Genomic DNA, 11,870 nt, shown 5'->3' with positions numbered 1-11,870 from the left:
ATTTAGTCTTAGTAAAACCCCCGAGATTGTTGTCCAATCTCGGGGGTTCACTTCAGCATGGCTTTCGGTTACGCCTTTTTAGTTGCGGAATTTTAATGCGGTACCGTCAACGAAGCTTTGACAAGATGGAGGTGGATCTACGAATTAGGCTCAAAAATGGCTTGTCACGGGTGCTTTATAAATCGGCAGTGGAAAGTCTTGTTCATCATGAATTTAAATCAAGATTTAGACTTGCCTTGCGGTGGGGGTAAAGCGGTATACTAGAAATTGTGCGTTAATTGATCAGTATGAAATAGTGAATTTCAACGGGTTGGATTGAGGTAACTTTTAGCTGAACGACTGACGAGATGTTTAGCAATTATAGAAAGAAGTTTTGTTGTGAATCGACGGGCCATTTATTTTGTTCAGGGCGCCCTGTTACTATCGAACGTTATGGCTGGTATCGATAGTACGAATGTGAATACGGCGCTACCAGCAATTATTGCGGATTTACACGGTCTACGGTTAATGGCGTGGATCGTCGCTGTTTTCTTACTAGGAACGGCAGTTTCGACCTTGATCTGGTCAAAAATGGGTGAGCGCTTTGGTAATAAGCGAGCTTATCAAATGACGACGGCACTCTTTATTGTCGGCTCCTTACTACAAGGATTAGCACCCAACATCTGGTTTTTGATTATTGCTCGGGGTGTTGCGGGTCTCGGCAACGGGGGGATGATTTCCTTACCTTACATCATGTATGCGGACATTTTTAAAAATCCGCGTGATCGAATGCGGGCACTGGGACTAGTTTCGGCTTGCTTTAGTATGGCAACGATTATTGGCCCCATGGTCGGTGGTGTGATTGTCGATGTGTGGTCTTGGCACTGGATCTTTTACCTCAACGTACCAATTGGGATTGTCTCAGCCGTGCTGTTACAAATCTTCTATCAAGAACCTAAGCGGGAACATAACTTGCAACCAATGGATCGTGTAGGGGCGTTATTGATGGCGGTTGGGATCATCAGTTTGCTTGGTGGTATTGAACTGATCGGCATGGTGTCGTTATGGATTGTCGCGATCGTGATCGTGGGGGCGCTCATTGTATTGGGCAGTTTAACCATCGTGGAACGTCGCGCTGTGGACCCGGTTATTCCGGGCCGCCTGTTTAAGAACGCGCCGTTAGTGGTCGATTTCGTCTTATTTGTGCTTATTTGGGGCGCGTTCGTTGCCTTTTTGACGTACAGTCCGATGTGGGCTCAAGGCTTGCTAGGGACGTCAGCGTTAATAGGGGGAGCCACGCAGATTCCAAGTGCTTTTGCTAATTTTGGGGGTAGTGAATCAGTTCCCCGCATGCGGCGGCACTTGACGCCCCATCGCGTCTTGACGATCAATATTATCATTTTGACGCTGACCTTTGTTCCCTTGATGATTGGCGGTGTTAAGCTTCCATACTGGGTCTTACTCTTAGCTGGCTTCTTTGAAGGTTGGGGCAATGGGGCCTGCTTTAATGAGCTGCAGGTTAAGGTCCAAGTAGACGCTGATCAACGTGACATTCCAGTTGCGACTTCGTTTAGTTATTTGATTCGGATGCTCAGCCAGACGTTTACCACGGCTATCTTTGGGCTAATCATGAACCAAGCTTTGACTAGTGGGGTGGCACGATCGGATGGTAAAATCACCATGGCGATGATGAATCAGTTAAGTGATGCTAGTCGGGCGGGCCGGCTACCAGCGCACCTAGTGCCGATGATGCGTGGCATCTTACACACTGGACTACAAAATATCATGATTGTTGCGTTCGGATTAATGATTGTTGCTTTAGTGATCAATTTATGGGCACAACGTCATGAGACGCAACGGCAGGCCCAGAGCTAGATAGCATGTGCAAGCTTGATTTTTGCAATGATGATTGGTTCGGAACAACTTACGGATGAGTTACGGAGAGGTATTCTAATTGAATACCTCTTTTTGTTCTATGCGATGCTTGTATCGCTGAATTACTACCGAACCGGAATTCATTCAATTGGCAGATTGTTTTAATCATGATTGAAGGTGACTGTCAAGCTGTGCCTATTAGTTGCATTTAAAGAGATAATACGATATATTAACATCAACCACTTATTAAAAGTAAGCAAAATAAAAGTAATGGGGGCATTAAGATGATTGATGTTAATCAACTAGAATTTGGGTTAGAAACATTTGGGGATATTGTGGCGAACGCGGATGGTAGTTTACAGTCGGCGGGAGAGTCATTGCGCCAAATCGTGCGCGAAGGTCAGTTAGCGGATCAGTATGGGCTGGATGTTTTTGGCATTGGTGAACATCACCGACCAGACTACAGTGTCTCAAGTCCGGAAACGGTGTTAGCAGCCACCGCTGCCGTGACCCAGCACATCAAATTAGCGTCAGCAGTAACGGTGTTGAGTTCCGATGACCCGGTTCGAGTTTATGAACGCTTTGCAACGTTAGACGGTCTGTCTAATGGGCGCGCCCAAGTGATGTTAGGACGGGGGTCGTTTACCGAATCGTTCCCGTTATTTGGCTATGATTTGACGGATTATGATGACCTATTTAACGAAAAACTCGCACTATATGACCAATTGCGAACGGAAAAGCCGGTGACTTGGTCGGGTAAGTTTCGGGCTTCGTTAACGAATCAAGACGTGTATCCAAAGACAGCTACTGGTGAGCTTGAGACTTACATTGGGATTGGTGGTTCACCAGAATCAATTATTCGTGCGGCTAAGATTGGCTATAAAGTCATCATTGCAATCATCGGTGGTCGGGCGGACCGATTTAAACCGTATATCAAGCTGTATCATGAAGCCGCTAAAAAGTTCAATCAGCCAGCTTATCCGATTGCGGTGCATTCACATGGATTCATTGCGGATGATCAGGATGAGGCCTTGACGGTGGCTTATCAAAATATCAAAGCTAATTTTGATCGCATTGGATTGACCCGGGGATGGGCGCCAATGAGTCACGAACAATTTGACCGTGAAACCAAATACGGGTCGTTTTATGTTGGGACGCCGACCGTGGTTGCGCAACGGATCGCGATGACGATTGAAACACTAGGGCTGGGGCGCTTTGACTTGGTATACGGGGCCGGTAATCAAACGGCGGCTCAACGTGAACGGATGATTGAATTGTATGCGACACAGGTGATTCCACAAGTTAAAACTATTTTACAAGCGAAGCAGGTGACGACCAAATGACAGTCAAAAACGTTGGAATCCTCGGCGCCGGTAAAGTTGGTATCGTCTTAGCGGAACTGGCATTGGCGGCCGGGTATGACGTTCGCATTTCGGGCTCTGGCAAAGTAAGCAAAATTGAACTAACGATTCAAACACTAGTTCCGGGTGCAATTGCGTCGGAAAATCAGGATGTCATCGCCAACAGTGAGTTAATTATTTTAGCATTGCCGCTGAGTCGTTACCGGCAAATCCCGGCTACGGCGCTTGATGGCAAACTTGTAATTGACGCTATGAATTATTGGTGGGAAACAGACGGGGTACGGGAAGAAGTTCTGGATCCCCAGACGTCCTCCAGCGAACAAGTCCAGCAATACTTCAAAGGGAGCCATCTGGTTAAAACACTGAACCATATGGGTTATCATAATCTGCAAGAAGACGCCAGACCTAATGGCGATCCGGCGCGGAAGGCCCTATTGGTAGCTGGTGATGAGCCCCAAGCCGTAGCAACTGTGGCCCACTTTGTGGAGACGCTTGGGTTTGATCCCATTAGCTATCCCCGACTGGCGGATGGTATTATGACTGAACCCGGCAGTCCGTTATTTGGGGCCAGTTTAAGTGCGACCGCGCTTCAGCAAATCATTGATCATTTTGATGAAACTGATTTTGGTCGTGCGCTTGCGGCCAAACATGCATTGGATGTTGAAACAAACGAGTAGCTAAACCAAACTAAAATACGGCATTCAACCTGAATGTCGTATTTTTTCGTCTGTATGCTGTTGTTAACAAAAAATGAATTCAGTCACGTCATGTGTCGATCAGTCAATTATTATTAAAAACGTCAAAGCCATATCCTTGAATGTGCTGTTTCAATAGTGTCAAATAGCGCTGGGCCGTAGCGCTCAATTCGATTTTCTTATGGCGCAGGTATCCAAGGGTCATTGCATCATCCACTTTTAGTGGAATCGCCACAATTTTTTCGTCATTGAGTTCACTGCTGATGATGCCTGAACTGATCGTATAGCCGTTTAAACCCACCATCAAGTTGAAGATCGTTGCCCGATCACTGATGCGGATATGTTTTTTATGAGGCAGCGTACTGAGGATTTCTTCTGCAAAATAAAAGGAACTCGTATCGCCTTGCTCATAAGAGAGGTAGGGATAGTCTCGTAGGTCATCCAAAGTCAGTTCTTGCTTGTGCGTTAATGGGTTATCACGACCGATGAAAACATGCGGGCGAGCCTCGAATAGCGGTACGAAGCTTAAGTCTTTGTCAGCAATCAAACGGCTAAGCACGGTCTGATTGAACTTATTAAGATAAATGACGCCAAGTTCGCTTTTCAAAGTCTGAACGTCATTGAGCACGTTGGCCGTTTCAGTCTCGCGTAATGTGAACTGATAGGTATCGCCACCAATTTCCTTGACTAATTCGACAAAGGCGTTCACGACAAACGCATAGTGTTGCGCAGAGACACTAAAGATACGCTTGCGAACGGTTCCCTGACCAAAATGTTCGTTGAGTAAATTAACTTGGTCGAGGACACTGCGAGAATAGTTAATGAATTCACGGCCCGCATCCGTCAAAGTGATCCCCGTTTTATGACGATAAAACAGCTGTACTTGATATTCCTTTTCGAGTTCTTTCATTGCTTGGGATAATGAGGGTTGGCTGATAAATAACTGTTTGGCCGCCTCGTTGATCGAGCCAGTCGTGGCAATTTTTTCTAAGTAGCGCAATTGTTGAATACGCATTAAGTGCACCTCCTGAGAAATGTCTGGTTTCAGTATCTAATTAACGCATGATTGTAGCTGGTGTGATTGAATAAATTATTTAGGTTATAGGTATTGCCTATTATATCATCAATGCAATCAGTCTTATCTATTTTTTAATCAGATTGTTATAATAAACTCATTAAGACAGACACGGAGGATGATTACATTATGACAAAAACACATTTCCAATTGGTCGGCTCACTCTTACGCCCGGCTAGTTTACTTACTTATAAAAATCAAATCGAACATCGTGACGATATTCAATACCCATTTTATGAGGCTTTGCCGGGCTACCAGGCTGCCGAAACAGCGGCAGTGAAGACGGTGATTGCCACCGAAAAGGCGCATGGGATTGATGTGCTAACGGATGGCGAATATACGAAGTCAATGTGGCATTTGGATTTTATTTGGGGGTTTAGTGGTGTTCGGCGGTTTATTGCGGATGAAGGTTATAATTTTCGCGATCATGACGGCAGTGATTTTGAAACACGTAAAGATATTGGCATTGAAATCACAGCACCACTTTCTGGCAAGCATCATCATTTTATTGATATTTATCAGCAACTTAAGTCACAAGCCGATGGTAATGACGTTAAATTAACGATCTGGAGTCCCGCACACGCCTTTGTTGAGTTTGGATACATCGATAAGCTATATGGCCCTGACCAGATTTACAAAACTGTTGATGACTTGCATGCAGGCTTACTCGGGGCGTATAAAGAATTCTTAACGGATTATCAAGCTGCGGGTGGCAAAATCATCCAATTCGATGACTGCTTGTGGGAAGTGTTTGCCAGTGATAATCAGCAAAGTCCCTTTGGTGCTGGAAATGGCAGTCTCCAAGAATTAGCTGATGTAGCCGTCAACACCAATAATGAGTTAGTTGATTTTGGCCATCAATTAGGGTTGAAAGTTTGGACGCATAATTGTCGTGGTAATTATGAAAGTCGGCACTTTGCAGAAGGCAGTTACAATACGATTGCTAAGAAATTCCTGCATGACCAACACTACGACCGTTTCTTCCTTGAATGGGACGATGACCGCGTCGGTGATCTTTCAGCGCTCAAGGTACTTGAGGACCGGCCGAATGTGGAAGTCGTCTTGGGCCTGTTATCCAGTAAGACCAATACCTTAGATGATGAGGATCGCGCGTTACGGTTACTGACGCAAGCTAGTCAAATTTTGAATAAGAACCAGTTATATTTATCTCATCAATGCGGCTTCGCTTCGTGTGACTCAGGTAACGAGTTAACGGCGGCTCAGCAGTGGGCAAAGATTGATCAGGGACAAAAGATTGCGGCTAAATTCTGGGATTAAGTCACGTCAGTTAATTAGCTGACGGCTATCAAACGACAATCAAACAAGCGCGATGTTGCGGCCATCTTGATGATGAAGGCTGTGACGTCGCGCTTATTTGCATTTGTAGTAGGTGAACTGTGTGTATGATCGTATCGGTGGACGTTAACGCTAAGGACGGTTATGCGATGTGTTTGGACTAACGAGCTAATTGACAGCTACCGCAAGCTTGCAGCCAATAAAATGGTGTCGATGTTCCGGTTAGCTAAATTAACGTGCGGAAGTATTGGGCAGCAGATCAATGGTCGGTTTCAAAGCATGGTCGGTGTAAACATGGTAAAATATAGATTGCTGCATCATGCCAGTCCCGGACTAGCAAGCGTCCGGTGTTTTAGTTCATGGGCGGCATAGCGACCAACGATTTCGTTGAATGAGTGCATTAGTGGCGGTTGGTGCACAGCACTTAAGCGCGTCGCCACTGGAGCTAGCAGCATCGGCTTGACAGCCAGTGCTGCTAAAGAATTTTAACAATGATCAAAGTTTGAAGGCATTCACGCCACGAGAAAAAGGAGCACAACGTAATGGCAAATATTCAATGGTACCCAGGTCACATGGCCAAGGCGATTCATCAAATTCAGGACAATTTACATTTAGTTGATATTGTTTTTGAATTGGTCGACGCCCGGATCCCAGTGGCTTCCCGGAATCCAGAAATTGAAAAAACGGTCCAACAAAAACCACACCTCTTAATTATGACCAAGAAGGACTTGGCAGATCCCCAAGCGACAGCTGACTGGGTCAAGCATTACGAAGACCAGGGTCAAGTTGCGATCGCGGTCGATTCACGTAGCCGTACGATTGGTAAACAAATGACGCAAGCGGCTAGTGACATGTTAGCTGACAAGTTAGCAAAAATTGCGGCCCGTGGCATTACTAATCGGCCAATCCGCGCAGTTTGTGTCGGTATCCCCAACGTTGGTAAATCGACCTTATTAAACCATATTGTCAATAAAAAAATTGCCAAAGTCGGTGATCGTCCGGGCGTTACCAAGGGCCAACAGTGGCTCAAAGCGTCCAATAAATTGGAATTACTCGACACCCCAGGGATTTTATGGCCGAAGTTTGAAGACCAAGTCGTTGGTACCAAGCTGGCCGTCACGGGTGCGATTAAGGAAAATATCTATCCTAACGATGACGTCGCTTTGTTTGCCTTGGACTTCTTCAAGCAGCACTACGCGGCACGCTTAGTCGATCGTTATCATTTGACGGCTGAGCAGTTAACCTTACCAAATCCGGAATTACTGATTGCGATGACGAAAAATGCGGGGATGCGCGATGACTGGGAACGTTTCTGCGTGGCCTTCCTCTTAGATATTCGCAAGGGCCGGCTCGGTCGTTTTACGCTCGACTTAACGGGGGATCAACCCGATGCCTGAACGAACGATTGCGGATTTTAAACGGCTACTGGCTGACCAACCAACGGCATCGCTTCTAGCCGCGGCTCAAGCCGATCCTCGCAAGGGCGTGCAACAGGCTTATCAACACTATTTGCGACAAGCTGAAAAACAGGCGGCGTTAGTGACACGTTTTAATCAACATATGCGTTTAGAACGGGATTTTTGGGTCCACGGCGGACAATACGTTGCTGGGATCGATGAAGTTGGTCGCGGCCCGTTAGCTGGACCAGTCGTAACTGCCGCTGTAGTCTTGGATGATCATTTTGATTTGCTAGAAGTCAATGATTCAAAGCAATTAACCGCTAAGAAACGGGCGGCCCTGATGCCACGGATCCTAGAAGAAGCGGTCGCCGTGGGAATCGGCGTTGCGGATGCCCAACAAATTGATCAATTAAACATTTATGAGGCGACCCGAGTCGCAATGGCCCAAGCCGTCCGTAACCTGTCCGTCCGGCCAACACGTTTACTAGTTGATGCGATGCAGGTGCCGGTACCAATTGAACAGACCCGTCTAATCAAGGGCGATGCGAAAAGCGCGAGCATCTCGGCGGCTAGTATTGTCGCCAAAGTCGTCCGGGATCACTTAATGACAATGTATGATCAAGTGTATCCCGGGTACGACTTTGCTGATAATATGGGCTACGGGACTGCTAAGCATTTGGCCGGGTTGGCCAGTCTCGGCGCTACGCCGATTCATCGCCAATCTTTTTCACCGGTTCGAAATGCTAAGCGGGTCTAAATCCGTAACTACTCTTTAAAGAAGCCGTTCCGTTGACGACTAATGTCAACAAGGGCGAACTTAAGGAGTCGTGATAACATGCAATTAAGAAGTTTATTGATTCGATTACATTTAGCGCACGGCATCGGGTATGCCGGGATGGTACGCGTGTTACAACACTGTCGGCAGGTTCAGACGGTCGTCACTGATCCCCGCCGATTAGGTAAGTTGGCCCATTTAACTGCTAGTCAGCAGGGGCGTTTTACCGCTGATTGGCAAAGTATGGCGTTTCAACAGCGACTAAAACGCCATGCGCAGCTTGATATTTTAACAATCTTGGATGATGATTACCCACCGGCCTTATTAGAAGCCTATCAACCACCATTAGTGTTGTTTTTGCGCGGGCAGCGTGCGTTACTAACGACACGTCAACTTGCGGTTGTTGGTGCTCGGCAGGCCACATCGTATGCGGAACGGGTCACGACGCAATTATTGGCACCGTTAGCAACGGCAAAGTTGACCATTGTCAGTGGACTAGCGAAGGGAGCCGATGGTTTTGCACATCGGACCGCCCTTCGTTTTAACTTACCGACAATCGGGGTGATTGGGACCGGGCTGGATATTAGTTACCCCCGTCAACACCGTGACCTACAGCAGCAAATTAGTCAGGTCGGTTTACTAATCAGTGAGTACCCGCTGGGGGTGGGTCCGGAACCATACCACTTCGTTGCTCGTAACCGGATTATTGCCGGGCTGTGCCAAACGGTTATCGTGGTCGAGGCGCAGGCCCATTCTGGGAGTCTGATCACTGCTAATATCGCGTTACAAAACAATCGTAACGTTCTGGCGGTACCTGGACCAATTGATGCACCATTTTCAGTTGGGTGCAATCAATTGATCGTTGCGGGGGCCAAACCAGTCTTAAATTCGCGACATATAATAGAAGAGTTTTTACCAAAAATTTGACAACACGAAATTTTTGAAATATGATTACAGGGATTTCTTAAACTGATATTTATAATAATGATAATGAAACCTGTAAGGAGCTGATCGAGTGGCTGCAAGTACAACTAAAGCCAAACCGGCGGCAAAGCGGAAGACCGCAACTAAAACTGCTACCAAGCGGAAAAGCAAAACGCCCGCTAAAAAATTGGTGATCGTGGAATCACCATCTAAAGCAAAAACGATTGAAAAATATTTAGGTCGTTCTTATAAAGTCGTCGCTAGTCTGGGCCATATTCGGGATTTACCGAAGAGCAAGATGGGTGTCGACGTGGATAACGACTATGAACCGCACTATATCTCGATTCGCGGTAAGGGTGATGTAATCAAGGGATTGCGGAAAGAGGCTAAAAAAGCCAAAGCCGTGTACCTCGCATCTGACCCGGACCGTGAAGGGGAAGCCATTGCTTGGCACTTATCCTATTTATTAGGACTTGACCCTAAGGATAAAAACCGGGTCGTCTTCAATGAAATCACCAAGGATACGGTAAAAAACGCTTTTAAGGAACCGCGGTCAATTGATATGGATCTAGTGGATGCCCAACAGGCCCGGCGAATTTTGGACCGGTTAGTGGGTTACTCAATTAGTCCATTATTGTGGAAAAAGGTCAAAAAGGGGTTATCGGCCGGTCGGGTGCAATCGATCGCGCTAGATTTGATCATTCAACGTGAAAATGAAATTAAAGCGTTCAAACCCCAAGAGTATTGGACGATCGATAGTGAATTTCAAAAGGGTCGTTCCAAATTCATGGCAAGTTTTTATGGAACCCATGGTAAGAAGCAACCGTTGGATGACAACGATGCGGTGCAAAAAATCTTGGGCCAATTAGACCGGAATGGCGATTTTAATGTCGTCAAAGTCGTCAAAAAAGAACGTAAACGGTTCCCGGCGCCACCATTTACAACCTCTACCATGCAACAGGATGCCAACCGGAAGTTGAATTTCCGGACGCGTAAGACCATGATGGCAGCGCAACAATTATATGAAGGCATCAATGTTGGTGGTAAGGAAGGTAGCGTCGGCTTAATCACTTATATGCGGACTGACTCGACGCGGATTTCGTCGATTGCGAAGCACGAAGCGTCACAATTCTTGCATAAAGAATACGGCGCAGAATATGCGGCCACCAAACCTGTCAAGGGCAAGTTACCAGAAGGCGCTCAGGATGCCCATGAAGCAATCCGACCCTCATCCGTCTTCCGGACACCAGCTAGCATCAAAGACTACTTGACGAAGGATCAATTCCGGTTATACCAGCTGATCTGGTCACGGTTTGTGGCTAGTCAGATGACGCCTGAAGTACTTGATACAATGGCGGTCACGATCGACCAAAATGACGTCCAATTCCGGGCGAACGGGTCGAAGACGAAGTTTGCTGGTTTTACGAAGATCTACGATAAGACGGAAAAGAATAACGTCTTACCAGATTTAAGTGAAGGTGATGTGGTCAAGTTATCGAAGACTGATCCGCAACAACACTTCACCCAGCCACCCGCACGTTACTCTGAAGCCAACCTCATCAAAGCATTGGAAGAAAATGGTGTGGGGCGGCCGTCAACGTACGCACCAACCCTGGATACGATTCAGCGGCGCTACTACGTCAAATTAGAAGCGCGCCGGTTTGTGCCGACTGAACTCGGTGAGATCGTTAACGATATTATTCAGGAATACTTCCCGGATGTCGTTAATGTCGGCTTTACTGCCAGTTTAGAAGAACAGTTGGATGCGACTGAAGAAGGTAAGGAAAACTGGGTCAAAGTCGTCGATAGTTTCTACAAGCCGTTTTCTAAAGAAGTTGCAACGGCTGAGGAAAGTATGGAGAAGATCCAAATCAAAGACGAATTAGCGGGCTTCAATTGTGATATTTGTGGCGCGCCAATGGTTGTGAAGATGGGCCGTTACGGCAAATTCTTTGCCTGCTCCCGTTTCCCGGATTGTCGTAATACGAAGCCGATCGTTAAAGAAATTGGTGTCGTTTGTCCGCAATGTAAGAAGGGCCAGGTCATTGAGCGGAAATCGAAGAAGAACCGGATTTTTTATGGTTGTTCCCGCTTCCCAGATTGTGACTTTGTCTCTTGGGATAAACCGGTTGGCCGTGATTGCCCGAAGGATGGCCATTACCTGGTCGAAAAGAAGGTCAAAGGTGGCAAGCAAGTGCTTTGTCCGAATGGCGATTATACCGAAAACGTTCAAAAATAAATGAAAAAAGGGTCATCTACGGATGATCTTTTTTTTGCATTTTTAAACAATACGTACGATTTGTGAAAATCCATTGATAAAATTCGTGATTTCAACTGATTAACAAGTGTTTTATCGGGAAAATAAACGCCCATTTAAATTAATGTTCGCTTTAAGCTTGACGGTGGACATGTCATTGCAGGATTTGCTGATGCCATTAGTTGTCTTCTGCTAGTTTCTCAGGTATGATGACAACAATACTATCAATGGTA

10 protein-coding genes are annotated in these 11,870 nt (G+C 46.3%); 8 read left to right on the top strand and 2 right to left on the bottom strand.

Annotation, left to right across the window (positions count from 1 at the left end; all coding sequences use genetic code 11):
* Positions 1–378: 378 nt before the first annotated feature.
* The 3 genes from MMY95_RS06490 (at position 379) to MMY95_RS06480 (ending at position 3,892) form a co-directional block, all read left to right on the top strand.
* Positions 379–1,854: an MFS transporter gene (locus MMY95_RS06490; protein ID WP_080371166.1), complete on the top strand. Its 1,476-nt coding sequence runs from the start codon at positions 379–381 to the stop codon at positions 1,852–1,854.
* Between the two features lie 284 nt (positions 1,855–2,138).
* A complete protein-coding gene (locus MMY95_RS06485) occupies positions 2,139–3,197 on the top strand; it encodes an LLM class flavin-dependent oxidoreductase (protein WP_011101573.1) in 1,059 nt (352 codons plus the stop codon).
* A complete protein-coding gene (locus MMY95_RS06480) occupies positions 3,194–3,892 on the top strand; it encodes an NAD(P)-binding domain-containing protein (protein ID WP_013355561.1) in 699 nt (232 codons plus the stop codon). Before MMY95_RS06485 ends, MMY95_RS06480 begins: the two co-directional genes overlap by 4 nt.
* Positions 3,893–3,995: 103 nt before the next feature.
* Here MMY95_RS06480 and MMY95_RS06475 read toward each other — a convergent pair whose 3' ends face one another.
* Complete coding sequence (locus MMY95_RS06475; RefSeq protein WP_003645022.1) at positions 3,996–4,925, bottom strand: LysR family transcriptional regulator; 930 nt, start codon at positions 4,923–4,925, stop codon at positions 3,996–3,998.
* 189 nt (positions 4,926–5,114) lie between these two features.
* Between MMY95_RS06475 and MMY95_RS06470 the strand changes: the two genes are divergently transcribed.
* Entirely contained in the window at positions 5,115–6,263 is a 1,149-nt protein-coding gene (locus MMY95_RS06470; protein WP_053267887.1) for a cobalamin-independent methionine synthase II family protein, read from the top strand.
* 335 nt (positions 6,264–6,598) lie between these two features.
* Here the strand turns inward: MMY95_RS06470 and MMY95_RS15910 are convergent, their stop codons facing one another.
* On the bottom strand, positions 6,599–6,721 hold the full coding sequence (locus MMY95_RS15910) for a hypothetical protein (RefSeq protein WP_257900240.1): 123 nt from the start codon (positions 6,719–6,721) through the stop codon (positions 6,599–6,601).
* A 102-nt stretch (positions 6,722–6,823) separates the two neighbouring features.
* Between MMY95_RS15910 and ylqF the strand changes: the two genes are divergently transcribed.
* The 4 genes from ylqF to topA all read left to right on the top strand — a co-directional run bounded on the left by ylqF (position 6,824) and on the right by topA (position 11,619).
* The gene (gene ylqF / locus MMY95_RS06465; protein ID WP_015825599.1) at positions 6,824–7,678 is read left to right on the top strand and encodes a ribosome biogenesis GTPase YlqF; all 855 of its coding nucleotides are present in this window, start codon (positions 6,824–6,826) and stop codon (positions 7,676–7,678) included.
* Positions 7,671–8,438, top strand: coding sequence for a ribonuclease HII (locus MMY95_RS06460; RefSeq protein WP_053267888.1), 768 nt, complete (start codon positions 7,671–7,673; stop codon positions 8,436–8,438). Before ylqF ends, MMY95_RS06460 begins: the two co-directional genes overlap by 8 nt.
* Before the next feature lie 78 nt (positions 8,439–8,516).
* The gene (dprA, locus tag MMY95_RS06455; protein ID WP_003640564.1) at positions 8,517–9,383 is read left to right on the top strand and encodes a DNA-processing protein DprA; all 867 of its coding nucleotides are present in this window, start codon (positions 8,517–8,519) and stop codon (positions 9,381–9,383) included.
* 88 nt (positions 9,384–9,471) lie between these two features.
* On the top strand, positions 9,472–11,619 hold the full coding sequence (topA, locus tag MMY95_RS06450) for a type I DNA topoisomerase (protein ID WP_003645027.1): 2,148 nt from the start codon (positions 9,472–9,474) through the stop codon (positions 11,617–11,619).
* The last annotated feature ends 251 nt before the right edge of the window (positions 11,620–11,870 follow it).

Origin of the sequence: Lactiplantibacillus sp. ME-2 (assembly GCF_022549155.1) — a bacterium.
In the GTDB taxonomy this organism is placed as follows: Bacteria; Bacillota; Bacilli; order Lactobacillales; family Lactobacillaceae; genus Lactiplantibacillus; species Lactiplantibacillus plantarum.
The sequence above is the reverse complement of the archived record's forward strand: the minus strand, read 5'-3'. Positions and strand labels throughout refer to the sequence as shown.